A 22796-nucleotide genomic window follows, 5' to 3' on the forward strand; every position below is an offset into this window, starting at 1 on the left:
CGGCAAAGCGGCGGCGTTGGGCTTCAGCGTCCGGCCAGCAGGCGGTTGAGCACCCGGCTGATGCGGATGGCGGTGGCTGAGGCGGTCAGGCCGATCGGGCCGCCGCTTTCCTGCTGGTAGTCGTCGCCGGCCAGACCGTGCAGATGGACCGCCAGCGCGGTGGCGTCAAAGGCCGGCAGGCCCTGTGCCAGCAGGGCGGCGATCAGTCCGGTCAGCACGTCGCCCTGGCCGGCGGCGGCCAGTTCCGGCCCACCGCTGGTGTTGAGCAGATAATAGCCGTCGGGGCGGACGATCAGGCTGCCGGCGCCCTTTAGCACCACCACGCAGCGGTATCGCGCGGCCAGTTGCCTGGCGTGGGCGATGCGGTCGCGCTGCACGGCGGCGGTGTCGATTTGCAGTAGGCGGGCGGCTTCGGCCGGATGCGGGGTCAGCACGGTGACGGACGACCGCTGGGCGATCCGGCCGGCAGCGTCGCGGTCGCCGGCCAGCATGTTGAGCGCGTCGGCGTCCAGCACCAGCGGCAGGGGGAGGGCGACGATTTGCGGCAGCAGCCGGGCGGCCAGCTCCTGTTGGCCCAAGCCTGGGCCGAAGGCGATCACGTCGGCGGCGGGCAGCTCGGCCATCTCGTCCAGCGGCCGTATCATCAACTCCGGCGCGATCGCATCCACCGGCAGCCTGTCGTCCAGAGGACACAGATAGACCTTGCCGGCGCCTCCCTGCAGCGCGCTGCGCCCAGCCAGCAGCGCCGCGCCCAGCATGCCTGGCGCGCCGCCTATGACGGCAACGGTGCCAAAGCTGCCTTTGTGGCTGTCGCGGGGTCGGGCCAGCGCCGCGGCGCACGGCGCGTTCAGCGCGCCTTCGCCGGGAGGAAAGAAATGCGGCGGGCAATCCAGCGTCGCCAGCTCCACCTGGCCGGCGAGGTCGGCTCCCTGGCTACAGAACAGGCCGGGTTTGTAGCACAGGAAGGTGAGCGTGTGGTCGGCATGGATGGCGGCGCCCAGGCTTTGGCCGGAGTAGGCGTCCAGGCCGCTGGGGCAGTCCAGCGCCAGGATGGGGCAGTCCAGTGCGTTGAGCTGGTTTATCCTTTGTTTCCAGGTTTCGTCCAGCGGCCGGCTGAGGCCAATGCCGAACAGGCCGTCTATCAGCAGGGCCGGCGGCGGATAATGGGAGGGCAGCGCGTCGAATATGGCCAGTTCCGACGCCTGGGCCTGCTGCAGCGCTTGGCGGCAGGCCAGGCTGGATGGCGGGCAGGGCAGCAGCACATCCACCAGATATTCCCGCTGCTGCAGTTCCAGCGCCGCGTACAGCGCGTCGCCGCCGTTGTTGCCGGGGCCGGCGCAAACCAGCAGCCGCGAGCCCGGCGCGAGATGGCGGCCGACCCAGTCTGCGGAGGCCTGCGCCGCCCGCTGCATCAGCATCAGGCCGGCGGCGTCGGCTGTGCGCTCCAGTTGGCGCAATGCTTCCAGGCTGAGAATGGGGGAGGGTTTCATGGCGATGTTTCTCCCCAGCGCGGAGTCAGGCTCTGCTCTACGCCCAACTGGTCCAGAATCCGCGCGACGACAAAGTCCACCATGTCGTCCACGGTCTTGGGATGAGTATAGAAGCCCGGTGCCGGCGGCAGGATCACCACGCCCAGCCGGGCCAGCTCCAGCATGTTTTCCAGGTGGATCACCGACAGCGGCGTCTCGCGCGGCACCAGCACCAGCTTGCGCTGCTCCTTGATGCATACGTCGGCCGCGCGTTCTATCAGGTTGTCGCTCATGCCGTGGCGGATGGCGGCCAGCGTGCCCATCGAGCACGGGCACACCACCATCGCGTCCGGCGGATTGGAGCCGGACGCGGCTGGAGCGAACCATTCCTCCCGGCCGAACACTTCCAGCAGCTCGGCGTGGGCGGGATGGCGCTGCAACAGCCAGGTTTTCATCTCGGCCGGGCGCGAGGGCAGGGTGAGCTGCATTTCCTGTTTGGCCACCACCTGGGCGGCCTGGGAGTACAGCACCCAGGTGCGGATGCCGGCGGCCAGCAGGGTTTCGATCAGGCGCAGGCCGTAGGGCAGGCCGGAGGCGCCGGTGAGGGCGACGGTGACGGTTTTGCGGCGGGACATCGGAAGCGTTCTCCAGCGGGCGTGCGCGTTAGGCCCGCCCGGGGCGTGGGGCAGGGCGCCGCCCGTCCGTATCAGGTTTCGCGGTACAACTGGCGGTGGCGTACCAGCACCTGCTTGTCGGCGAAGGCGCGCGCCAGGTTTTCTATGATGTAGACCGAGCGGTGCTGGCCGCCGGTGCAGCCCACGGCTACGGTCAGATAGCTGCGGTTTTCCTTGCTGTAGCAGGGCAGCCACTTGGCGATCAGCGTTTGTATGTCGGCGATCATTTCCGCCATCTCCGCATGCTGCGCGAAGAAGTCGATGATGGGCTGGTCGCGGCCGTTGAAGGGGCGCAGTTGCGGGTCGTAGTAGGGATTGGGCAGGCAGCGCACGTCGAACACGAAGTCGGCGTCCTGCGGCAGGCCGTGCTTGAAGCCGAACGATTCGAAGATCAGCGTCAGCCGGCTGCTGTCGGCGTCCACCAGCTCGCGTATCCAGCTCCTGAGCGCGTTGGCCGACAGCTCGCTGGTGTCGATGCGGGTGCCCAGTTCCTGCACGTCGGCCAGCATTTCCTGTTCCAGCCGTATGCTTTCCTCCACCGTGATGCCGGCGTCGGACAGCGGGTGGCGGCGGCGGGTTTCGGAGAAGCGCTTGACCAGGGTCTCGGTGCGGGCTTCCAGGAACAGCAGGCGCACGTCTATGTTCTGCGCGCGCAATTGCTCCACCACCTGCGGCAGCGCGCCCAGGGACGGGCCGGAGCGGGTGTCGACGCTGATGGCGATCTGTTCGTAGCCGAAATCGGCGTACAGCGACATCGCCTCCGGCAGCATGGTGGCTGGCAGATTGTCCACGCAGTAGAAGCCGGAGTCTTCCAGCGCGCGCAGCGCCACCGACTTGCCGGAGCCGGACAGGCCGCTAATCAATATCAGGCGCATTTTCCTGGTCCCGTAGGAAGTTGGTGTGGCGTTCGATGAATTCGCGGGTGCTGTCTATGCCGCGCAGCTGCAGGATGTAGTTGCGCACCGCGGCTTCCACCAACACCGCCAGGTTGCGGCCGGCGGCCACCGGCAGCACCACCTTGCGCACTGTGACGCCTATGATGTCCTGGGTTTCCGACTGGATGTTGAGCCGGTCCAGCGCCTGCATCGCCTGGTCGTTGGCTTTCACCAGATGAATGATCAGTTTCAGCACCTTCTTGGGGCGGACCGCGGTCTCGCCGAAGATGGTGCGGATGTTGAGGATGCCGAGGCCGCGCACTTCCAGAAAGTCGCGCAGCAGCGGCGGGCAACGGCCTTCCAGCGTGTCCGGGCCGATGCGGTACAGTTCCACCGCGTCGTCGGCCACCATGCCGTGGCCGCGCGAGATCAGCTCCAGCGCCAGTTCGCTCTTGCCCATCGCCGAGTCGCCCATGATCAGCACGCCGATCTCGAACACGTCGAGGAACACGCCGTGCAGCACGGTGGACACCGCTAGCGCGCGCGCGAGGTAAATGCGCAGCACGTCCATCAGGTAGGGGCTTTCCAGCGTGCTGCACATCAAGGGCACGTTGTGGCTGTGGCAGTAGTCGCGCAGCAGCCGCGGCACCGGCTGGCCGTTGGTCACCATCACCACCGACATGCTCTTGTGGAACAGCTGGTCCAGAGCGGTCTTGGCCGCCGACTGCTCCAGCCGGTTCAGGTAGTCCACTTCGGCCAGGCCCAGCACCTGCACCCGGTTGGGGTGGATGAAGTTGAGGTGGCCCACCAGCGCCAGCGTCGGACGTTGCTCGTCGTTGCCGATCACGTTGTCGGCGCCGCCGGTGCCGGCCACCCAGGTCAGATTGAGTTTCTGCTGGTTTTCCTGGTACAGCCTGCGGACGGTGATGCTAGGCATTGGGAGTCCACTCGCTGAGGAGCTGGTAAAGTTCATCGCGCATCCTGATACTCAGCATCTGCTCGCGCATCTGGCGGCTGGAAAACAGCTGCGCCAGTTCGGAAAGCACCTGCAGGTGCAGATCGGTGGCGTGCTCCGGGACCAGCAGCACGAACAGGCATTGCACCGGCTTGCCGTCCGGCGCGTCAAAGGGAATGGGCGCCTTCAGCCGGATGAATACGCCGGTGGCTTCCTTCAGGCCGCGCGCGCGGCCATGCGGGATGGCCACGCCTTGCCCCAGCCCGGTGGAACCCAGTTTTTCACGGCTGAACAGGCTGTCGAAGATTTCACTGCGAGCGATGCCGCGGGTGTTCTCCACCAGCAGGCCCACCTGTTCGAACACCCGTTTCTTGCTGGAGACGTCCAGATCCAGCAACACATGGTCCGGAGTCAGGATCTTGCCGATGAGATTCATATTGGATTATGCATGCGGCTCTTGGATAAACCTGGAATTCTACGTTGCCTTGATAGTACTGAAAACCGGCAAGCGCAAAGAAAAACGGGAACCGTATGGTTCCCGTGGCTTTCCTCAGGGGGTCACAGCGAGGCTTGGGAGACTTCGCCCGAGCTCTGCGCCCGGTGTTCGGTTAGCTTTTCCTTGTATTTCAATACTTGGCGGTCCAGCTTGTCCATCAGGAGGTCGATGGCGGCGTAAAGATCGGCTTCGGAGGCTTCGATGTGGATATCCTTGCCCGACAGGTGGACGTTGACTTCAGCCTTCTGAACCAGCTTGTCCACCGAGAGGGTGACGGAGATGTCGATCACGTGGTCGACGTGGCGGGTGATGCGCTCCAGTTTGCTTTCGATGTATTCACGCAGCGACGGGGTTACTTCCAGGTGCAGACCAGTTACTTTGAGGTTCATACCCTAGCTCCTTCTGGTGTTGGCCGCCCGGTCGGGTTGGCGGGCGGCATGTATTCCCCAAGGCTTGCTACAGCGCCTTGCGCAGATTCACCGCCGGAATCTGCATGGCTTCACGATACTTGGCTACGGTGCGTCTGGCAACCTGTATTCCCAGCTTGCCCAGCGCGTCGGCGATGGCGCTGTCCGACAGCGGCTTGCCGCGGTCCTCGCCGTCAATCATGCCGCGTATGTGAGCCTTGATGGCCGTCGCGGAGCATTCACCCCCGCTGTCGGTTTCCAGCGAACTGCCGAAGAAATACTTGAGCTCGAACAGGCCGCGCGGGCAGAGCAGGTATTTCTGGCTGGTGGAGCGGGAAACCGTGGATTCGTGCAGGCCCAGCTCTTCCGCGATGTCCCGCAGGATCAGCGGCCGCATCGCCACCTCGCCGTGTTCAAAGAACAATTGTTGCCGTTCGACAACAGCTTCCGCCACTTTCAGGATGGTGTCAAATCGCTGCTGGATGTTTTTCACCAGCCAGCGCGCCTCCTGCAAGCGGCCGGACATTTCGCCGGCCTGGCCGCGCGAGTCGGCCAGCATGCGCTCGTACAGCCGGTTGACGCGCAGCCTGGGCATGGCGGCGCGGTTGAGCTCGGCCACCCAGCGGCCGCGCAGCTTCCTGACGCTGATGTCGGGAATCACGTAGTGGACGTCGCCGTGGGCGAAGCCGGTGGCAGGATGGGGGTTGAGACGGGCGATCAGGGCCTGGGCGGCGCGCAGTTCGGCGTCGTTGCAAGCCAGCAGTTTCTTCAGTCTGGCGTAGTCGCGGCTTCCCAGCAGCGCCAGGTGTTCGCGCGCGATGGCCTGCGCCAGCTGGTGGCCGGGCTCGCCGGCGGCCAAGCGCTGCAGTTGCAGCCCAAGCGACTCCGCCAGCGAGCGCGCGCCGACGCCGGCGGGGTCGAACTGCTGCAGCAGCTTGAGCCCAACCGCCAATTCGTCGCTTTCCAGCTCTAGCTCCAGCGGCAGGTGATTGGCCAGTTCGTCCAGGCTCAAGGGCAGGTAGCCGTCGTCATCCAGTTCCTCGATCAGCAGCCTGACGATGGCCTGGTCGCGGCCGGCCAGGGCGATTTCGCCCAGTTGCGCCAGCAGGTGTTCGCGCAGGCTGATCTGACAGGGAACATTGAGCATGGGGTCGTAATCGTCGTCGCCGCCTTGGCGGCTGCCGGCGCCCCAGTCCAGCAACTCGCCGCTGCCCGCGCCGTCGTCCTGATCGGCGACGCCCGCATCGTCCTTGACGGCTTCGGCGGTCTCGGCATCGCGCGGCTCGTCGCCGCGCTCCAGCAGAGGATTGTCCAGCAGGAAGCGTTCCACTTCGGTCTGCAGGTCCAGGGTGGACAGCTGCAGCAGCTTGATCGACTGCTGCAGCTGCGGCGTAAGCGTCAGCTGTTGCGATACCTTGAGCTGAAGGGCCTGTTTCATCGCTTACAGGTGGAAATGTTCGCCGAGGTAGACCTCGCGTACCTTGTCGTTGTTGACCAGCTCTTCCGGCTCGCCGGAGGCCAGCACCGAACCGTCGCTGATGATGTAGGCGCGGTCGCAGATGCGCAGCGTCTCGCGCACGTTGTGGTCGGTGATCAGCACGCCGATGCCGCGTTCCTTCAGGAAGGAGATGATCTTCTGGATGTCTATCACCGCGATCGGGTCCACGCCGGCAAACGGTTCGTCCAGCAGGATGAAGCGCGGGCGGGTGGCCAGCACGCGGGCGATCTCCACCCGGCGCCGTTCGCCGCCGGACAGCGACAGCGCGTTGCTGTCGCGCAGGTGGGCGATGTTGAGGTCGTCCAGCAGCAGGTCCAGTTCCTTTTCCAGCTCCTTGCCCTTGCGGCCGGAGATTTCCAGGATGGCGGCGATGTTTTCCTCAACCGTCATGCGGCGGAAGATGGACGCCTCCTGCGGCAGGTAGCCCAGGCCCAGCTGCGCGCGCTGGTGGATCGGGTAGCGGGTGATGGACGCGTCGTCCAGCGTGATGTCGCCGTCGTCGGCGCCGATCAGGCCGACGATCATGTAGAAGCTGGTGGTCTTGCCGGCGCCATTGGGGCCGAGCAGGCCCACCACTTCGCCGCTTTCGATCTGCAGGGATACGTCCTTGACCACGGTGCGCTTCTTGAAGCGCTTTTTCAGGCGGGAGACGGTGAGGACGCTGTGCTTCATGTTCATGGTTTGGCGGCTCCGGCGGCGGGCTTGGCGGCCGCGGGCTGCGAGGCGGTGTTCTTGGGTTGCAGGATGACCGTGGTGCGTCCCTTGCCGGCGCTGTTGGCGCCGCCGCCCTGCACCTGATAGGTCTCGGTCTGAGTGTCGTAGCTGATCACATTGCCTATCGCCAGGTCGCCGTTGCGCTTGACGCGGGCGTTGCCGGTGAGGATGGCGGTGTGGGCGGCGCTGCTGTAGTCCAGCTTGCTGGACTGGCCTTCCACCCAGCCGCCGTTGTTGTCCATTTTCTGGCGGAAGGTGACGATGCGGCCGGTGGCCTGCAGCGTCTGGTTGCCCTGTTTGTCCTGGGTGGCCACCACCTTGTCGGCGTTCAGGCGCAGCGTGCCCTGAATCACCACCACATTGCCTTCGCAAGTGGAGACGCCTTTGATCTGGTCCATGGTGCAACCGTTGTCGCTGGTGATTTCCATGGGCTTGGTGCTGTCGGCCTGCTCGGCGTGGGTCAGGGCGGAGGCAGCCAGCAGCAGGCTGGCCAGCAGGATGCGGGTCTTATTTGGCATAGATGATCTTGGTAGTGGACAGCAGGTTGAGCAGGCCCAGCTGTTGCTGGTAGACAAAGCCGATGGAGTGGGCGACCGAGTTGCCCTGGTGGATTACCGCGGGCGCCTTGGTGCTGGCGACATGCTTGGCCGAATCCACCAGCATCACGCTGCTTTCCAGCCGGGTTTCCGGCTGCTTGCTGTCTGCGGGTTTGATCAGGGTGACTTTCTTGTCGAAGAAAGCCTGCTGGTTTTTATTGTTGTAGCGGCCGGATTCGCCGAAGACATGGTATTGCAGCACCCCTTGCTGGTACTGGTACAGGTCGGGGTTCTCGAAATAGGCGTCCGGCTTGCTGGGGTATTGCCACATGCGGGAGGCGATCAGACGGTCCGCCATCTTGCCGTGCAGGTCGAAATGGGTGGCCACCAGGTTTTCCGCCACGTATTCGGGCTTGTCAGGGTCCAGCTCGCGATGGCGGGTGTCCCAGCGCGAAATCTGGTCCAGCCACAGGGTGAGCATCGCGGTGAGCCCGATCAGCAGCACCGGAAACAGCCGGTGGGAGCGCAAGAGCCGAATCATGCCAGATACCTGGCGACGATGGCGTCAAAAGTGCCCTGCGCCTGCATGATCAGCTCGGCCAGCTCGCGCACCGCGCCTTGGCCGCCGGCGTTGCCGGTGACGTAATGACAGTGTTGGCGCACCTGCGGCGGCGCTTCCGGCACGGCGACGGCCAGGCCGACGCGGGTGAGGATGGGCAGGTCGATCAGGTCGTCGCCGATGAACGCGCACTCGTCGGCGCCGAGGCCGGTTTTTTCCAGCAGTTCGGCCAGCGCCACGCTCTTGTCGTGCACGCCGCCGTAGTAGTGGTCTATCCGCAGCGCGCGGGCGCGGTGTTCCACGCAGCGGTCGGCGCGGCCGGAGATGATGGCCAGCTGCACGCCGGTGGACTGCAGCAGGCGCAGCCCCAGGCCGTCCTGCACATAGAACGATTTGCTCTCTTCGCCCTGGGCGTTGTAGTAGATGCGGCCGTCGGTCATCACGCCGTCCACATCCATGATCAGAAGCTTCACCTTGCGGGCCTGCTCGGAAATCATGCGCATTGCTTGGTCCTTGCTGCCGCCAGCCCCGAGGGGCTGCGCGGCGAAATCAAAATACGCCGGCCTGCAGCAGGTCGTGCATGTGCAGCACCCCGCTCAGCTTGCCATCGGCGTCCACCGCCACCAGGCTGGTGATCTGGTTCTGCTTCATCACGAAACCGGCCTCGGCCGCCAACTTGCCGGCCAGTATGGTGCGCGGCGCGCGGCCCATCACTTCGTCTATCTTCAGGCTGTAGACATCGGCCGAGCGCTCCAGCGTGCGGCGCAGGTCGCCGTCGGTGTAGATGCCGTGCAGCGTGCCGTCGGCGTCGCAGACAGTGACCATGCCCAGCCGCTTGTGCGACATCTCCAGCAACGCGTCCTTCAGCAGCGTGCCCGGCGCCACGCGGGGCAGGGCGTCGCCGCTGTGCATCAGGTCGCTCACATGCACCAAGAGGCGCCGGCCCAGATTGCCGCCGGGATGCGACAGCGCGAAGTCGCCCTGGCCGAAGCCGCGGGCGTCCATCAGCGTCACCGCCAGCGCGTCGCCCAGCGCCATCTGCGCGGTGGTGCTGGTGGTGGGCGCCAGGCCCAGCGGGCAGGCCTCCTTCTCCACATGGGTGTGCAGCAGCACGTCGGCTTCCTTCGCCAGCGTGGAGTCGGCGCGGCCGGTCATCGCGATCAGGCGGATGCCCTTTAGCTTCAGCGCCGGCAGCAGCGCGGTGATCTCGTTCACTTCGCCGGAGTTGGACAGCGCGATCACGATGTCCTCCCCGGTGATCATGCCGAGGTCGCCGTGGGCGGCCTCCGCCGGGTGGACGAAGAAGGCCGGCGTGCCGGTGCTGGCCAGCGTGGCGGCGATCTTGCGGCCCACATGGCCGGACTTGCCCATGCCGGTGACGATGACGCGGCCCTTGCAGGCGAGGATGGCGTCGATCGCGGCAAGGAAGTCGCCGTTCAGGCGTTCGGCCAGGGTGACCAGCGCGGCGGCTTCGATTTGCAGAACCTCGCGCGCCATCTCCAGGCGGCTGGTGGCGTGTGTTTTTTCCATAAGGCAAAAGTATATCAAAGGTTATAATCGATTGACGCGCGAGCTGGTGCAACTTTTGCTTGGTCGTCGCATTTTCTCCGCTTTTCGTCCACCAGATATCCGTTTTTTCCCGGGAGATTCTACCGCCGATGCATTCCATGGCCCCCATCGTTCTCGTCCTGTTGGCTGCCGTGTTGGCGGTAACCTTGTGTCGCAGCCTGAAAGTCCCGCCGATGCTGGGTTATCTGGTGGTGGGCTTTCTGGCGGGGCCGGGCGTGGCCAGCCTGATTCCGCAAGGTGAGGAAACCGCCTTCCTGGGCGAGATCGGCATCGTGTTCATGATGTTCACCATCGGCCTGGAGTTTTCGCTGCCCAGGCTGAAGGCGATGCGGCAGCTGGTGTTCGGCGTCGGTTTTGCCCAGGTGGCGGTCACCATGCTGCTGGTGGCGCTGGCCATGGGCTATCTGACCGGCAGCCCGCTGACAGGTTTCGCCATCGGCGGCGCGCTGGCGATGTCGTCCACCGCCATCGTCAGCAAATTGCTGACCGAGCGGCTGGAGTTGAGCCAGCCGCACGGCCAGCTGGCGATCGGGGTGCTTTTGTTCCAGGACATCGCCGTGGTGCCGCTGTTGATCCTGCTGCCGGCTTTCGCCGGCCATAGCGACACCTTGTGGCTGGACCTGGGCAAGGCGGCGCTGAAGGTGGCGCTGGTGCTGGCGCTGCTGCTGTTCTTCGGCCAGCGGCTGGTGCGGCCCTGGTTTCACCTGGTGGCGCGCCAGCGTTCCGGCGAGTTGTTCATGATCAATGTGCTGCTGGTGACGCTGGGCGTGGCCTGGCTGACCGAGCTGTCCGGCCTCAGCCTGGCGCTGGGCGCCTTTGTCGCCGGCATGCTGATCTCGGAAACCGAATACCGCTTCCAGGTGGAAGAGGACATCAAGCCGTTCCGCGACATCCTGCTGGGTTTCTTCTTCATCACCGTCGGCATGCGGCTGCAGCTGTCGGTATTGTTCAGCCGCTTTGGCGAAGTGCTGCTGCTGCTGGCCTTGCTGCTGCCGCTGAAACTGGCGGTGGTGTTCGGCGTGGGCCGTGTGCTGGGTCACCGCGCCAACGATGCCATGCGTTCGGCGCTGGCGCTGGCGCAGGGCGGCGAATTCGGTTTCGTGCTGCTGGCGCTGGCGATGACGCTGGGCCTGGTGGCGCCGGGCACCGGGCAGGCCGCCATCGCCGCGATCCTGATTTCCATGCTGATCGCGCCCTTTCTCATCATGCACGGCGAGCGCATCACCCGCCGCCTGGTCAAGCAGGACTGGATGCTGCAGTCGCTGGATTTGCACCAGATGCTGGTGGCCGGCATGAGCAAGAGCGAGCATGTGCTGATCTGCGGCTATGGCCGCAGCGGCCAGGCGCTGGCGCGCCTGCTGGAGGCTGAAAATATCAATATGTTCGCGCTGGACATGGATCCGGAGCGGGTGCGCGAGGCGGGCGAGGCCGGTGATCAGGTGGTGTTCGGCGACGCCGGCAAGAAGGAGGTGCTGATCGCCGCCGGCCTGATGCGGGCCAAGGTGGTGGTGGTGACTTTCGCCGATACCCACGCCGCGCTGCGCATTCTACACGCGGTGCGCGAGGTGAGGCCGGATCTGCCGGTGATCGTCCGCACCATAGACGATAGCGAGATGGATATCCTGCGCCAGGCCGGAGCCGACGAGGTGGTGGCCGAGGTGATGGAGGGCAGCCTGATGCTGGCCTCGCAGGCACTGATGGAGGCGGGCGTGCCGCCCAGCCGGGTATTGCGCCGCATCCGCGCGGTGCGCGAGGAGCGCTACGATCTGTTCCGCGGCTTTTTCCGCGGCAGCAGCGACGAGGTGGAAAGCCTGGACGACGCGCTGGTGCCGCGCCTGCTCAGCGTGCAGGTGTGCGGCGGCGCCGCCGCCATCGGCCAGCCGCTGGGCGCGTTGAGGCTGGAGGGTCTGGGCGTGGAGGTCAAGGCCATCCGCCGCCAGCGGGTGCGCCGCACCGACTTCGACGGCAGCTTCGAGATCGGCGCCGACGATGTGCTGGTGCTGCTGGGAACGCCGGAACAGCTGGCGTTGGCGGAGTCGAGGATTTTGCAGGGAGATTGACAAAAGGCCCCGGGAAGCGGGGCCTTTTCTTTGCCGGGTCAGGGCAGGATGGTGGTGATCTGCTTCTGCAACTGTTGCTTCAGCGCTTGCTTCTTCTCTCCCTCGGTCTTCTTGCCCTTCACCATCGCATTGAAGTCCAGCGCGTACACCGGCGCGTTGATCGGGCCGGTGATCTTCAGCGGCACGTTCATGCCCTTCAGCTTGGCGAACTCCTGCGGATTGGCCTGCACATCCATCGTGTAGTCGACGATGCTCTGCTTCAGGTCTATCTTGCCGCCGCCGTTCACGTTCACCAGTTGCGAGGCCAGCTTCAGGTCCTGGTTGCGGGCGATGCCCTTGTCCAGCTTGAAGCTGGTGGACAGCGTGGAGAAGGTGGTCTTCTGGTCGTTCTGCGCGGTGCTGTTCCACTCCTTCAGCTCCGCCGGCAGATTCTTCAACGCGGCCACCAGGTCTATGCCGGTGAGCGCGCCGTTGTTCAGGCTGAAGGCGGCGTCGCCGTTGAGGGTGTTGCGCAGCTCGGCGAACGACTTGCCGTCGGCGCTGATGTCTATCTTGCCGTTGCCCTTGCCATCCAGCCGGCCGAAGTTGAACAGGTCCACCAGCAGCGGGCGGATCTTCATGCCCTGCAGCGTCTGCTTCACCGCCAGGTGCGGCACGTCGCGCCGGCTCAGGGTGGCGTCGCCCTGCAGGCGGCCGTCGTAGATGTCGGCTGACATCTGGTCCAGCTCCAGCGCGCGTGGGTTGATCCGCACATTGCTGCTGATGTGGTTGATGCGGAAGCGGCCCATCGCCAGCTCGCCTATCGCCACCTTGCCGTTGAGGTCGAAGAAGTCCAGCCAGTCCAGCGGAATCTCATTGGTGTTCTGGAAGATGGCCACCGGATCGCCCTGGGTTTCCGGCAGGTAGCGGTTCAGGTCCAGCTTGCCTATGTTCAGCGTGGCTTCGTGGCGCGGCTTGATCAGGCCGTACTGGCTGAGGGTGGCGGAGACGTCGGAGCCATCGAGCTTGCCGGCCACGCGCAGATTGAAGCGCGGCTCGTCGATGTCGCCGTCCAGCGAGCCTTCCATGCTGGTGACCAGCTTGCCGCGCGGCAGCGCCGGCGTGGCGATGGTGCTGGTGAGCTTCAGCGGCTGCATCAGCAACTGGTTCATGCCGGCCAGCGAGAATGGCGCGTTGAGTTTGACATTGACCTTGGTGCTGCCGGCCAGCCAGTTGAACTCGCCGTCCAGCTTGTCGGCGTACAGTCCGCCTTCGCTCAGCTTGAGGTTGTCCAGCTGGGCTTGCAGCTGGTACTGGCTGCGGGCATAGATCAGCTTGGCGCTCAGGCTGCCGGAGGGCATGGTCAGTTCGTGCAGGCTGGCGTTGATCTGCGGCAGCGCCAACTTCACTTCGCTGCTGGGGCGGTCGCTGGTGAAGTCGACGGTGACGTCGTTGCCGGTAGCCTGCAGCGAGGCGAAGTTGAGCTTGTACTGGCCGGTGATGGTGAGTTTGGTTTCGCCCAGCCCCTGGATGTTGCTGATGGCCACCGCTTCCAGTTGCGGCAGGCTGACCTGATCGTCCTGGATCGCCAGCGGGGTGTTCAGCGCCAGCCGCACCGGCCGCTTGTCGTCGTCCAGGATGGCGCCGGCGCTGACGCTGGCGGTGCTGCGCAGGTCGTCGGCGTCCAGGCTGATGCTGGAGAAGCGCTTGTCGGTATGGGTGGGCTGGTCGGAGAGCAGCAGCGTGCCTTCGCGAATGCGCAGCTGATCCAGCTTGATGCGGTAGTTGTCCTGGCTGTGGCGCTGGAACAAATCGGCGATGTTCAGCCGGCCGTCCAGGCCGCGGGAAATGCTGGCGTTGGCGCCGTACAGCTCGACGCCTTTGATTTCGCGGTTGCCCAGCAACAGCGGCATCCAGGCCAGCGATACGCGCAGCAATTCCACCCGGGCGAAAACGTCTGGTTTGCCCGGCTCGCTGACGCTGACTTTTTCTATGTCTATGCCGGGATAGGGGAAGAAGGCGGGAGTGATGCGGCCATCGATATGTATGGTGCGGCCGGTATCATTCAGCGCATGGGTCAGGGTGCTGCGCACGGCAGCTTCGTCGAATTGCCAGTAGATCAACGCGCGGATCAATACCAGCAGCAAAACCACGGCCAAGGTGCCGTAAGTCGCGATTCTTAGCCACAGCCGGCCTGAGTTCAATTTCATCGGAGATCGCTCGGAGAGGCTATGCATGAAGTATTGGAGACGGGTAGTGGGAAGCCTGTGGAGCGGGTGAAGGGAATCGAACCCTCGTCGTAAGCTTGGGAAGCTTCTGCTCTACCATTGAGCTACACCCGCGCGCTTCGCTAGAGCCGACGAATTTAGCGGGTTTCTCAGGGGTTGGCAAGGTTTTGCGGCGCAACAAAAGCATCAGCTGACGCCGCTTTTTGCGGTGGTTGCGGATTTGTGTCTGCTAAGTGGCTGATGTGAAAAGAATCATGCCGATTGCGATGGCGAAATCGGTCTGCCAGCCGTTTTGACCTGGGGCCAGCGTGCCGACCCGCTTGGCCGGCAGTCCGCGGCTACGGCTGTTTCCCCGGCGGTTTCAATCGATGGCTAGCGCGTTCCTCAGGGGCTGCCGCCGCCTCTGGAGTCTCAGCGCGGTGGCGTGGTTTTGACGGCTTGATACTGTCATGAGCCTGTCATCGGGTTTTGGAACAATATGCTCAGTAATTATTAAAAAGAATACTGTTTAAACTCTAACAAAATCACCGCTGGGCGGCTCATGAATATACGCAACCGGATTCTCTTGCTGGTGTCGGTCAGCTTTCTGTCCATCCTCGCCATTGGCGCTTACGCGGTATGGAAGTCGGACGCCAATGCCGCGGCGGTGAAGTCCGTTACGGAAGGCGAAGTGCCGAGCGCGCTGGCCTCGGCCGATCTGATCGCGGCGTTGAAGGATGTGCAGCTGGCGACGATGAGCGCGCTGCAGACTGGCGATGCCGGCTTGCAGGCGCAAGCCAGGGAGCAACTGGCCGCCCGCGAGAGGGCGCTGCGCGCGCAGCTGGCGCTGCAGAAGAAAATGGCCAGCAACACGGTGCAGAGCGGCTTGGTCAGCCAGGCGCAGGATGTGTTCGACAGCTATCTCGGTTCCATCGACGACGCCATCCAGTTCAAGCAGAGCGGCCAGAACGACCTGGCCGATGCCACCTATGCCGGCGGCGTGCTGCAGTACCACGACAATCTGCAGCAGATCGTCACCACCTTGCGCGTGGAGAAAAACCGCAGCAAGGACGACGCCATCCTCACCCTGAACCGCAGCCTGTCCGGCGCCGCCGCCACCCTGGCGTCGGTGACCGTGGCGGCCTTGCTGCTGCTGGGAGGCCTGGGCTGGCTGCTGTACCGCCAGATTGTCGGCCCGATCCGCAGCATGCAGGCCACCATGAGCGATATCGCCGACAGGCAGGACTTCTCGCGCCGCGTGCCGGTGGAGCGCGAAGATGAGGTCGGCAAGTCCATCGTCGCCTTCAACCGCATGGTGGCGCGCATCGAGGAGAGCAGCGCGCTGTTGCGGCAGAAGTCGGGCGACATTCAGGCCATGCTGCAGAACATCCCGCAGGGCATCCTCACCATCGTCGACGGCCTGGCGGTGCACCAGGAGTACTCGGCGCATCTGGAGACCATCCTGGAGACGCGCGACATCGCCGGCCGCAATCTGATTGAGCTGTTGTTCGCCGACTGCCGCTTGGGCGCGGACCAGCTGTCGCAGCTGGAGGCCGCCATCGCCTCCTGCCTGGGCGAAGACAGCATGAATTTCGAATTCAACCAGCACCTGCTGGCGGGAGAGCTGGAAAAGCGCTGCGCCGACGGCCGGGTCAAGATACTGGATTTGAACTGGTCCATCATCGCCGACGAGCATGGCCGGGTGGAGCGGCTGATGCTGTGCGTGCGCGATGTGACCGAACTGAAGGCGCTGGCCGCCGAGGCCAACGAGCAGAAGCGCGAACTGGCGGTCATCGGCGAAATCCTGGCGGTGAGCCAGGACAAGTTCCACGACTTCATCACCAGCTCCATCCGCTTCGTCGGCGACAACGAGCAGTTGATCCGCCAGCATCCGCGTGGCGACGCCGAGGCGATCAACCAGCTGTTCCGCAATATGCACACCATCAAGGGCAATGCCCGCACCTACGGGCTGTCCCAGCTCACCAACATCGTGCACCTGGCCGAGCAGAGCTACCAACAGCTGCGCCAGCCGCAGCCGGCCATCGCCTGGGACCAGACCCAGTTGCTGGAGGAGTTGGAAAGCGTGCGCGACGGCGTCGAGCATTACGCCCGCGTCAACGAGGTGAGCCTGGGCCGCAAGGGTCCGGGTCGGGCCGGCGGCGGCGATTACCTGCTGGTGGACCGCGAGCAGATACGCGAAACCCTGCAGCGGCTAGAAACCGTCAACACCGGCAATCTGCACGAGCTGATCGCCGTGCACAATAGCGTGCGCGGCGTGCTCAACCGGATGGGCACCGAGCCGGTGGGCGAAATCCTGTCGGGCGTGCTGGAGTCCTTGCCTTCGCTGGCGCGCGAACTGGGCAAGGCCGAGCCGCAGGTGCGGATCCGCGACCACGGCTACGTGCTGCGCAACCAGATATCCGCCACGCTGAAGAACGCGTTCATGCATCTGATGCGCAACTCGCTGGACCACGGCCTGGAGGCGGTTGACGAGCGCCAGGCGCTGGGCAAGCCGGCGCGCGGCAGCATCGCGCTGGACTTGACGGTGGCGGACGGCCGGCTGGAGCTGAGCCTGACGGACGACGGCCGCGGCCTGGCGCTGGGGCGCATCCGCGAGCGGGCCGAGCGCCAGGGCTGGATAACCGACAGCGCCGGCCTCAGCGATGAGGAAGTGGCGCAGTTGATCTTCCGTCCCGGCTTCTCCACCGCCGCCCAGATCACCGAGGTGTCCGGCCGCGGCGTGGGCATGGACGCGGTGCAGTCCTTTATCAAGCGCGAGCACGGCCGGATAGAGCTGCGCTTCCTGGATGAGGAGCGGGGCATGGACTTCCGCCGCTTCGCGACGGTGGTGATTCTGCCTGACAGCTGCGCGGTGCCGATGGAGCCGCGCGCCGTTGCGCCGCTTGGCGTCGTCGACGCCAGCCTGGTTTGAGCGGGCGGACAATGGACGCCGCCACGCAGGCCTGCCTGCGCACCAAGGTGCTGGTGCTGGACGACAGCGCCGTTTATTCCGGCAGCCTCAAGCATTTTTGCCATGAGCATGAGCTGATCTGCATCCGCCCGCAGCGCGCCGGCGCCGACAGCGTGATGTCCATCCTGCGCTCCAATGTCGACCTGGGCGGCATCATGTTGTTCGAACACTACGGCGGCAAGCTGCAGGGGCTGGAGCTGGCGCGGCGCATCCAGGCCGTCAGGCCGGAGCTGCCCATCTTTTACCGCCGCGAGCAATCATCCAGTCTGGCCGGGCTGTCCGAGCGCGACGCGCTGATGTTCTGCTGCGGCTACGCGCTGAGCGATTTGCAGATGCTGCGCGCCGCGCTGGCCTCGTCGATCTTCAGCCGCATCTACCCCAATGAACTGGTGCGCGGCATCGCCGAAATGAGCAAGAGCGCGCTGGAAATGCTGTTTCTGCGCTGCGAAGTGGCGGTGCAGTCGCCTTTCCTGGCAGTGAAAGACCGCATCGTCTATGGCGAGATGTTCACGCTGATCGCCATCGAGAGCAGCTGGTGCCGCGGCTACATGATGCTGCAGGCCGAAGAGGCGCCGCTGATGGGGCTGCTGGCGCCGGAAGCCGGGCAGGGCATGGATTTCCGCCAGCTCAACAGCGCGCTGGGCGAGGCCACCAACCTGATCTGGGGCTCGTTCAAGAACCGCTACGCCGGCGGCGCCAACCAGCAGTCGGCGTCGCTGCTGACCCAGGTGCCCATCATCGTCAACCACCAGCGGCGCTATATCTCCTTCGGCTCCGACGACCCGCAGCTGTGCATCAAGTACCAGTTGCGCGACCGCGAGCGCGCGGATGCGCCGGGTGTCACGCTGGTGCAGCGTTTCGTGTTTAACCTGTGCTGGGCGCCGGACGAATTCCAGGAAAACCCAAGTGTCGAGTCGCTGGTCGAATCCGGCGAGCTTGAACTCTTTTGAACTTGCAGTGCAATCAGGACGAGGATGGGAAATGGCTCAGGTATTGATGGTTGACGACTCCAGCACAGTGCGCAAAGAAGTGTGCGACTTTCTCAAGGCCAACGGCATTTCGGTGGTGGCCGCGGTGGACGGCAGGGACGGGCTGGACAAGCTGCGCGCCGATCCCGCCATCAAGCTGGTGGTCAGCGACGTCAACATGCCGAATATGGACGGCCTGACCATGGCCGAGAAAATCCGCAACGAGCTGAAGAACGCCGCGGTCAACGTGATCATGCTCACCACCGAGAACAGCTCGGCGATGAAGGAGCGCGGCAAGGCCGCCGGCGTCAAGGGCTGGATTGTCAAGCCGTTCAACGGCGCGGCGGTGTTGCCCACCTTCAAGAAGCTGGTTAGCGCTTGAGGCTTGCAGCCGCGGCCATCGCGGCGGATGCGTGAGAGAAGAATCCAGATGGATGCAGTAAATGTGAGTTTCGTCTGCGCCGGCCTTGGGCTGGCGCTGTCTTGCTTGTTTGGCTGCGGATTTTGGCGCGAATGCCGCCGTTGCCGCCTGAAGCTGGCGGAGCGCGATGCCCGCATTGCTTTGCTGGAGCGGCGCGAACCGCAGGAGACGGCGGAGGCGCGCAGCCTGTTGCGGCTGAAGGAGGCCGAGGCGCGCCATCAATCGGCGCTGCTGGCGCTGCAGCAGCAATTGCAGCGGATGCCGGAGGAGGCGGAGCGGCTGGCCGAGCAGGCGCGCCGCGAAGCGCTGACGCAATCGCGCCAGGAATCGCTGCAGGCGCTCGAGCAGGTGCGCGCGGCGCTGCGCAGCGAGCAGGCGGTGCTGGCCGGCGATGTCGAGCTATTGCTGGGCCTGGTGAAAACCATAGAGCGCTGGCACGAGGAAATGCAGGCCATCCTGGTGAACAACCGCCGCTTGAAGGAGCAGAACGAAAGCTTCGCCACCATCGTCAAGAGCGTGGTGATGCTGGCGCTCAACGCCTCCATCGAGGCGGCCCGTGCCGGCGAGCACGGCCGCGGCTTCTCGGTGGTGGCCGACGGCGTACGGCAGCTTGCCGGCAACGCCGCCGAGTTGTCCGGCGAGTACAAGAAAAACCTGGAGCGCAACGACCTGGTTACCACCGCCACCTTCCAGGACTTGCAGGCCTGCGGCAACATGATACGCACTGCGGTGTTCGGCCTGAAGGCGTCCAGCGAACGGATCCTGGCAAGGCTGGACAGCGAGGGGGCGGCATGATCTCGGCCGCCGCCGCCGAGTCGCTGGACCTGATCTGCCGCCAGGCCTTGCTCGACAGCTGCGGGGCTTGCATGGTGCATGCGTTGGGCCAGGCCATGCCCAAGGCGGATCCGGCGGCCAATGAGCTGATCCTGCTGAATATCTCGTCCTACCACTTCCGCTTCGCCATGTTGTTCCATTTCGACGACAGCCCGGCGCTGCGCGCGCAATTGGCCAGTTGGACGCGCAGCCATGCGCCGCTGGACCGGCATGCGTTGCGCGATGCCCATGGCGAGATGGCCAATCTGATCAGCGGTGCGGTCAACCGCTCCTTGTGCGTGCCCTTCCGCCATGTCGGCATGTCCACCCCGCTGGGCTTGGGCGGCGGCTGTCTGCGGCACATCGACATGCTGGGCGCCGCGCTGCGTCGCGGCTATGAGGTGGAGATGGCGGAGGGGGCCCGCTTCTGGATGACCACCTGCCTTTATCTGTCCACCGGCGCCAGCCTGGATTTCCGCTATCGCCCGCCGATGCTTGTGGAGGAGAGCGCCGGCGAGTTGGAGCTGTTCTGAGCCTTTAGCGCTCCGGCTGCCGGCGCGGAAAATCGCCGTCGGCATTCCATCCCTATCCTGAGCGACCGGCGCCGCAGTGGCCGGACCGGATGCCGAGCGGCGCGCAATCCTCGTCAAGGCCATTGTCTATCTCAGCGTGGTAATGGTCCGCCCAGACCCATGCATGCACGATGCGGCCGCTGCCGCCCAGGATGATGGGCAGCCGGGTCGATTTCGTCCGGCGCATACCGGCGAGAGGACTGAGGCGGGTGGATTTCATGTCAATTGTCATGCCTAATATTTTTACCAATGCATTGGGGATGACATTGTGTTTTCTCGGGCTTATCCTAGCGCATTCGTCAGGCGGCATCGACCGGTCATGGCGGCGTGAAAACAAGAAAATTGCCATTTTGAGGACACCGGGTGATCAAAGCCGCCGCGGCGATGGCGCCGCAGCGGCCAGGAGGGGAGACGGGTTTCAGGAAACAGACTAAATGGTTTCAAATAATTTGCAGGTAAGGCGGAAGATGCTCAGGTTGTCGCAGGCCGCGCTGTCGGGAATGGCGCTGGCGATTTTGTCGCTCGGCGCGGCCCAGGCTGCCGAGGCCGTGCAGCCGTACCGGGGGGCGCTGAAATGCCAGGCGCGGGGAATGGACGATGTCTGGCTGGATCAGCGCCTAGCCTGCATATCGCCGGGGCAGAAGTTCATCGTCAATGCCGCCGGGGCCAGCGGGCTACCGCGCGATGTGGCCTATGTGGTGAACGAGGCCATCTACGACAAGAATTTTTATCTGATCAATGACCGCAAGGTGCGCTACTACCAGTCCTTCCTGTGCGTGCGCAATGCGCCGCAGGGTATCCGGCCGCTATTTTTGTCCGGCGACCTCGCCAATGCGCTCAAGCTCAGCAATCTGGATCAGAAGCCGGACGGCGTGGGGCCGACTTCGGTGAACATCGCCGGTGGCGACCGCGATGGCTGGGAAGCGATGCCATGCGATCCGGCCCGGCACCCGCTGATCGTCGATTACGGCACCGGGATGGTGGTGTCGGTCAATCCGATGGCTTTGCCCGGTCTGAAGATTTACCAGCTGCCGTATCACTGAGCTGGCGCGGCCGACATCCCCTCGGGCCGCAGCCAGACCGATTTGAAATCGAACCAGCCCAGGCTGTTGAGGCGGAAGTCCTCCATTTGCCCGGGGCCGTTCAGCCGCAGCCAGTTGTGGAACAGCGGCAGCAGCCAGTGTTGCTGCACCACGGCGGCGGACAGTTCGTGCGCATCCTGCTTGCCCTGTCGCCAGTTGTGCAGCCAGTCGTCAAGCGGCAAGCCGGATGCCAGGCAGCGGCGCAGCAACGGGGTGCCCAGCAGCCAGGCGGGGATGGCGTAGTCGGTGGAGCGGGTGAAGTTGACCGAGCCCAGCCACAGGTCGGCCTCGCCGCAGCCCTGCTCCCAGTCGCTGTAGCTGTGCTGCCGGCACTCCAGCTCCACCCGGTATGGCTGCAGGCAGCGCGCGATGGCGTCGGCTATCTGCTGGTATTCCGGATGTTGTTCGTAAAACGCCAGCCGCAGCCGCGTTAGTGGCGCCGCGGCGGCGATCGGCAGCGGCTTGGCATGGTGCCAGCGCGGCAGCAGGCCGGAGGCGGCCACCCAGTACTGGCGCACCGCCGGCGCGGTTTGCTGCATGATGGCCAGCGGCGATAGCACCTGGGCCAGCCATTGCCGCGTGTCCTGTTGCCGCATTGCCGGCGCGCGGCCGTCACACAGCAGGAAGTACACGCCGGCTTCCAGCGACATCTCGGTCTGCGGGTGGACCGGCCGCGGGTTGATTTCCACCGTCAGGTCGCAGATGCCGGGCGCGCCCAGTTCCAGTTCGTCGCCCAGTTTGGGCATCATCCAGATATCCACCTGGTCCAGCAGCGCGCGGTAGCCGAAGTAGTCGTCGAAGGCCTGCAGCGACAGCCGGTGCGCGCCGTTGGCCGCTACGCGGTACGGGCCGGTGCCCACTGGCTGCGAGGCGAAGCCGGGGCGTTCGGCGTGGTCGGCAGGCAGCATCAGCGCCGCGCTGTCGGCCAGCAGCCACGGCAGCCAGCGGTCGGGTTCGCTCAACTCCAGCGCCAGGCTGTGCGGCGCCAGGCGGCGGATGCCGCGCAGGTGCGAGAACAACGGCAGCGCGCGCAGCCGGCGCAAGGTGGCGGCGATGTCGTCCTGGGTCAGCTCCCGGCCATCGTGCCAGCGCACGGCGGGGCGCAGGTGGAAGTGCCATTCGGCGTCGCCATGCTGCTGCCAGTGATGCGCCAGATCGCCTTCCACTTCCCCTTTTTCCTCGTTTATCCGCGTCAGACCGTTGAAGATCTGGCTCACCAGGTGGCGCTCGGAGCGTCGCAGCGGCGTGCCGGGATAAAGATTGGGCATCGGGCGGTAGTAGGGAACGCCCAGCAGCTGCCGGTCCTGGCTCCAGCGCCGGCCCAGCCTGGCCAGCAGGATGGCGGCCAGCTGCTGCGGGTCGTCGCCCAGCAGCGCCGCCGCCTGTTCCACCCGCCCCAGCTCCAGCAGCTGCGCCGCTTGCTGCCGCTGCAATTGCGCCATGCTTTGGGCGAAGCGCAATAGCGAGCGCTGGCCGCGGCCGGCGCGCGATTGCCAGTCCAGCCAGCCCCGCTGCTGCATTTGTGCCAGCAGGCTGCGCATGTGGCGGCGGGTGCAGTGCAGGATGTCCGCCAGTTGCTGCAGCGAGGTGGCGGCGTCCTGGCCGGCGAAGTGCTGGTACAGGCGGCTGTACTGTTGCAGAAGTCGTTGAGTCGGCATAAATGAGGAAATTTATCTTATCAATTTCAGCAATTTTTTCTTCCTGTTATTAGCGTGACAATAACGGCTCCATGGCAAGGAGTCCAGCATGAAAACCGATGATTTCGCCCGTTACTACCAAGACTATCTTTCCCGCCAGTCGTCGCGCTTCGGGATCTCTCCGCGGAGCGCCCTGATTCAGCTGGGCGACGTGATGCAGTGGCCATTGACGGCTGATGGCGAGGATGAAAAAAAAGCGGCCGGTGAGACCCGGCCGCAACGAGAGGACGCGGAGAAACTTGCTGGCCCGCGGCTGCGGCGGGCCGGTTGAGGC

24 protein-coding genes and 1 tRNA gene are annotated in these 22796 nt (G+C 64.9%); 9 read left to right on the plus strand and 16 right to left on the minus strand.

Annotated features, from left to right (window positions below; all coding sequences use genetic code 11):
- Positions 1 to 23: 23 nt before the first annotated feature.
- From BI344_RS20140 to BI344_RS20195, 12 genes are all read right to left on the minus strand, one after another.
- Positions 24 to 1490: a bifunctional ADP-dependent NAD(P)H-hydrate dehydratase/NAD(P)H-hydrate epimerase gene (locus BI344_RS20140; RefSeq protein WP_071114582.1), complete on the minus strand. Its 1467-nt coding sequence runs from the start codon at positions 1488 to 1490 to the stop codon at positions 24 to 26.
- Positions 1487 to 2104: a flavin prenyltransferase UbiX gene (locus tag BI344_RS20145; protein ID WP_071114583.1), complete on the minus strand. Its 618-nt coding sequence runs from the start codon at positions 2102 to 2104 to the stop codon at positions 1487 to 1489. Before BI344_RS20145 ends, BI344_RS20140 begins: the two co-directional genes overlap by 4 nt.
- A 71-nt stretch (positions 2105 to 2175) precedes the next feature.
- On the minus strand, positions 2176 to 3018 hold the full coding sequence (gene rapZ, locus BI344_RS20150) for an RNase adapter RapZ (protein ID WP_071114584.1): 843 nt from the start codon (positions 3016 to 3018) through the stop codon (positions 2176 to 2178).
- Complete coding sequence (gene hprK, locus BI344_RS20155; RefSeq protein ID WP_071114585.1) at positions 2999 to 3955, minus strand: HPr(Ser) kinase/phosphatase; 957 nt, start codon at positions 3953 to 3955, stop codon at positions 2999 to 3001. The genes rapZ and hprK overlap by 20 nt, the downstream gene beginning before the upstream one ends.
- Positions 3948 to 4409, minus strand: a complete 462-nt coding sequence (gene ptsN / locus BI344_RS20160) for a PTS IIA-like nitrogen regulatory protein PtsN (protein ID WP_071114586.1) — start codon at positions 4407 to 4409, stop codon at positions 3948 to 3950. Before ptsN ends, hprK begins: the two co-directional genes overlap by 8 nt.
- Before the next feature lie 122 nt (positions 4410 to 4531).
- Complete coding sequence (gene hpf, locus BI344_RS20165; protein WP_071114587.1) at positions 4532 to 4858, minus strand: ribosome hibernation-promoting factor, HPF/YfiA family; 327 nt, start codon at positions 4856 to 4858, stop codon at positions 4532 to 4534.
- Positions 4859 to 4925: 67 nt separating this feature from the next.
- Positions 4926 to 6314 (minus strand): RNA polymerase factor sigma-54, encoded by a 1389-nt coding sequence (locus tag BI344_RS20170; protein WP_071114588.1) that lies wholly within the window; start codon positions 6312 to 6314, stop codon positions 4926 to 4928.
- Positions 6315 to 6317: 3 nt separating this feature from the next.
- A complete protein-coding gene (gene lptB, locus BI344_RS20175; RefSeq protein ID WP_083338738.1) occupies positions 6318 to 7046 on the minus strand; it encodes an LPS export ABC transporter ATP-binding protein in 729 nt (242 codons plus the stop codon).
- A 2-nt stretch (positions 7047 to 7048) separates the two neighbouring features.
- A complete protein-coding gene (gene lptA, locus BI344_RS20180; protein WP_071114590.1) occupies positions 7049 to 7606 on the minus strand; it encodes a lipopolysaccharide transport periplasmic protein LptA in 558 nt (185 codons plus the stop codon).
- Positions 7596 to 8165 carry an LPS export ABC transporter periplasmic protein LptC gene (gene lptC, locus BI344_RS20185; protein WP_071114591.1) on the minus strand — a complete coding sequence of 190 codons (570 nt, stop codon included), beginning with the start codon at positions 8163 to 8165 and terminating at the stop codon, positions 7596 to 7598. The genes lptA and lptC overlap by 11 nt, the downstream gene beginning before the upstream one ends.
- Positions 8162 to 8686: a KdsC family phosphatase gene (locus BI344_RS20190; protein ID WP_071114592.1), complete on the minus strand. Its 525-nt coding sequence runs from the start codon at positions 8684 to 8686 to the stop codon at positions 8162 to 8164. Before BI344_RS20190 ends, lptC begins: the two co-directional genes overlap by 4 nt.
- Positions 8687 to 8732: 46 nt before the next feature.
- Positions 8733 to 9713: a KpsF/GutQ family sugar-phosphate isomerase gene (locus BI344_RS20195; RefSeq protein ID WP_071114593.1), complete on the minus strand. Its 981-nt coding sequence runs from the start codon at positions 9711 to 9713 to the stop codon at positions 8733 to 8735.
- 128 nt (positions 9714 to 9841) lie between these two features.
- Here BI344_RS20195 and BI344_RS20200 point away from each other — a divergent pair, with 128 nt between their 5' ends.
- Positions 9842 to 11812: a monovalent cation:proton antiporter family protein gene (locus BI344_RS20200; RefSeq protein WP_071114594.1), complete on the plus strand. Its 1971-nt coding sequence runs from the start codon at positions 9842 to 9844 to the stop codon at positions 11810 to 11812.
- A gap of 38 nt (positions 11813 to 11850) precedes the next feature.
- On the opposite strand, the gene BI344_RS20205 is transcribed toward BI344_RS20200, so the two are convergent.
- Together BI344_RS20205 and BI344_RS20210 are read right to left on the minus strand one after the other, a co-directional pair.
- A complete protein-coding gene (locus BI344_RS20205) occupies positions 11851 to 14001 on the minus strand; it encodes an AsmA family protein (protein ID WP_071114595.1) in 2151 nt (716 codons plus the stop codon).
- 58 nt (positions 14002 to 14059) lie between these two features.
- Positions 14060 to 14133 (minus strand) — tRNA-Gly (locus BI344_RS20210).
- A 427-nt stretch (positions 14134 to 14560) separates the two neighbouring features.
- Here BI344_RS20210 and BI344_RS20215 point away from each other — a divergent pair.
- From BI344_RS20215 to BI344_RS23465, 5 genes are read left to right on the plus strand one after another with little or no spacing between them, the layout of a single operon-like run.
- Positions 14561 to 16930, plus strand: a complete 2370-nt coding sequence (locus BI344_RS20215; RefSeq protein WP_071114596.1) for a HAMP domain-containing protein — start codon at positions 14561 to 14563, stop codon at positions 16928 to 16930.
- Positions 16931 to 16941: 11 nt separating this feature from the next.
- Positions 16942 to 17919 carry a chemotaxis protein CheX gene (locus tag BI344_RS20220; protein WP_071114597.1) on the plus strand — a complete coding sequence of 326 codons (978 nt, stop codon included), beginning with the start codon at positions 16942 to 16944 and terminating at the stop codon, positions 17917 to 17919.
- A 31-nt stretch (positions 17920 to 17950) separates the two neighbouring features.
- Positions 17951 to 18319 carry a response regulator gene (locus BI344_RS20225; RefSeq protein WP_071114598.1) on the plus strand — a complete coding sequence of 123 codons (369 nt, stop codon included), beginning with the start codon at positions 17951 to 17953 and terminating at the stop codon, positions 18317 to 18319.
- Between the two features lie 48 nt (positions 18320 to 18367).
- On the plus strand, positions 18368 to 19153 hold the full coding sequence (locus BI344_RS25540) for a methyl-accepting chemotaxis protein (protein ID WP_083338739.1): 786 nt from the start codon (positions 18368 to 18370) through the stop codon (positions 19151 to 19153).
- Positions 19150 to 19704 (plus strand): hypothetical protein, encoded by a 555-nt coding sequence (locus tag BI344_RS23465; protein WP_071114599.1) that lies wholly within the window; start codon positions 19150 to 19152, stop codon positions 19702 to 19704. Before BI344_RS25540 ends, BI344_RS23465 begins: the two co-directional genes overlap by 4 nt.
- Positions 19705 to 19756: 52 nt before the next feature.
- On the opposite strand, the gene BI344_RS24155 is transcribed toward BI344_RS23465, so the two are convergent.
- Complete coding sequence (locus BI344_RS24155; RefSeq protein ID WP_139167088.1) at positions 19757 to 19963, minus strand: hypothetical protein; 207 nt, start codon at positions 19961 to 19963, stop codon at positions 19757 to 19759.
- Here BI344_RS24155 and BI344_RS25010 point away from each other — a divergent pair.
- Positions 19962 to 20177, plus strand: coding sequence for a hypothetical protein (locus BI344_RS25010; protein ID WP_206600445.1), 216 nt, complete (start codon positions 19962 to 19964; stop codon positions 20175 to 20177). The two genes, BI344_RS24155 and BI344_RS25010, sit on opposite strands and share 2 nt — an antisense overlap.
- 33 nt (positions 20178 to 20210) lie before the next feature.
- A complete protein-coding gene (locus tag BI344_RS20240; RefSeq protein ID WP_071114600.1) occupies positions 20211 to 20786 on the plus strand; it encodes a hypothetical protein in 576 nt (191 codons plus the stop codon).
- Here BI344_RS20240 and sgrR read toward each other — a convergent pair.
- Positions 20780 to 22483 (minus strand): HTH-type transcriptional regulator SgrR, encoded by a 1704-nt coding sequence (sgrR, locus tag BI344_RS20245; RefSeq protein ID WP_071114601.1) that lies wholly within the window; start codon positions 22481 to 22483, stop codon positions 20780 to 20782. The two genes, BI344_RS20240 and sgrR, sit on opposite strands and share 7 nt — an antisense overlap.
- An 88-nt stretch (positions 22484 to 22571) precedes the next feature.
- On the opposite strand from sgrR, the gene BI344_RS20250 reads away from it, so the two are divergent.
- Complete coding sequence (locus BI344_RS20250) at positions 22572 to 22793, plus strand: hypothetical protein (protein WP_071114602.1); 222 nt, start codon at positions 22572 to 22574, stop codon at positions 22791 to 22793.
- Positions 22794 to 22796 lie beyond the last annotated feature (3 nt).

The organism is Chromobacterium sphagni, assembly GCF_001855555.1.
In the GTDB taxonomy this organism is placed as follows: domain Bacteria; phylum Pseudomonadota; class Gammaproteobacteria; order Burkholderiales; family Chromobacteriaceae; genus Chromobacterium; species Chromobacterium sphagni.

Coding starts and splice junctions, on each gene's coding strand:
- BI344_RS20140 (WP_071114582.1), bottom strand. CDS start 1,490: ATGAAACCCTCCCCCATTCTCAGCCTGGAAGCATTGCGCCAACTGGAG.
- BI344_RS20145 (WP_071114583.1), bottom strand. CDS start 2,104: ATGTCCCGCCGCAAAACCGTCACCGTCGCCCTCACCGGCGCCTCCGGC.
- rapZ (WP_071114584.1), bottom strand. CDS start 3,018: ATGCGCCTGATATTGATTAGCGGCCTGTCCGGCTCCGGCAAGTCGGTG.
- hprK (WP_071114585.1), bottom strand. CDS start 3,955: ATGCCTAGCATCACCGTCCGCAGGCTGTACCAGGAAAACCAGCAGAAA.
- ptsN (WP_071114586.1), bottom strand. CDS start 4,409: ATGAATCTCATCGGCAAGATCCTGACTCCGGACCATGTGTTGCTGGAT.
- hpf (WP_071114587.1), bottom strand. CDS start 4,858: ATGAACCTCAAAGTAACTGGTCTGCACCTGGAAGTAACCCCGTCGCTG.
- BI344_RS20170 (WP_071114588.1), bottom strand. CDS start 6,314: ATGAAACAGGCCCTTCAGCTCAAGGTATCGCAACAGCTGACGCTTACG.
- lptB (WP_083338738.1), bottom strand. CDS start 7,046: ATGAAGCACAGCGTCCTCACCGTCTCCCGCCTGAAAAAGCGCTTCAAG.
- lptA (WP_071114590.1), bottom strand. CDS start 7,606: ATGCCAAATAAGACCCGCATCCTGCTGGCCAGCCTGCTGCTGGCTGCC.
- lptC (WP_071114591.1), bottom strand. CDS start 8,165: ATGATTCGGCTCTTGCGCTCCCACCGGCTGTTTCCGGTGCTGCTGATC.
- BI344_RS20190 (WP_071114592.1), bottom strand. CDS start 8,686: ATGCGCATGATTTCCGAGCAGGCCCGCAAGGTGAAGCTTCTGATCATG.
- BI344_RS20195 (WP_071114593.1), bottom strand. CDS start 9,713: ATGGAAAAAACACACGCCACCAGCCGCCTGGAGATGGCGCGCGAGGTT.
- BI344_RS20200 (WP_071114594.1), top strand. CDS start 9,842: ATGCATTCCATGGCCCCCATCGTTCTCGTCCTGTTGGCTGCCGTGTTG.
- BI344_RS20205 (WP_071114595.1), bottom strand. CDS start 14,001: ATGAAATTGAACTCAGGCCGGCTGTGGCTAAGAATCGCGACTTACGGC.
- BI344_RS20215 (WP_071114596.1), top strand. CDS start 14,561: ATGAATATACGCAACCGGATTCTCTTGCTGGTGTCGGTCAGCTTTCTG.
- BI344_RS20220 (WP_071114597.1), top strand. CDS start 16,942: ATGGACGCCGCCACGCAGGCCTGCCTGCGCACCAAGGTGCTGGTGCTG.
- BI344_RS20225 (WP_071114598.1), top strand. CDS start 17,951: ATGGCTCAGGTATTGATGGTTGACGACTCCAGCACAGTGCGCAAAGAA.
- BI344_RS25540 (WP_083338739.1), top strand. CDS start 18,368: ATGGATGCAGTAAATGTGAGTTTCGTCTGCGCCGGCCTTGGGCTGGCG.
- BI344_RS23465 (WP_071114599.1), top strand. CDS start 19,150: ATGATCTCGGCCGCCGCCGCCGAGTCGCTGGACCTGATCTGCCGCCAG.
- BI344_RS25010 (WP_206600445.1), top strand. CDS start 19,962: ATGTCAATTGTCATGCCTAATATTTTTACCAATGCATTGGGGATGACA.
- BI344_RS24155 (WP_139167088.1), bottom strand. CDS start 19,963: ATGAAATCCACCCGCCTCAGTCCTCTCGCCGGTATGCGCCGGACGAAA.
- BI344_RS20240 (WP_071114600.1), top strand. CDS start 20,211: ATGCTCAGGTTGTCGCAGGCCGCGCTGTCGGGAATGGCGCTGGCGATT.
- sgrR (WP_071114601.1), bottom strand. CDS start 22,483: ATGCCGACTCAACGACTTCTGCAACAGTACAGCCGCCTGTACCAGCAC.
- BI344_RS20250 (WP_071114602.1), top strand. CDS start 22,572: ATGAAAACCGATGATTTCGCCCGTTACTACCAAGACTATCTTTCCCGC.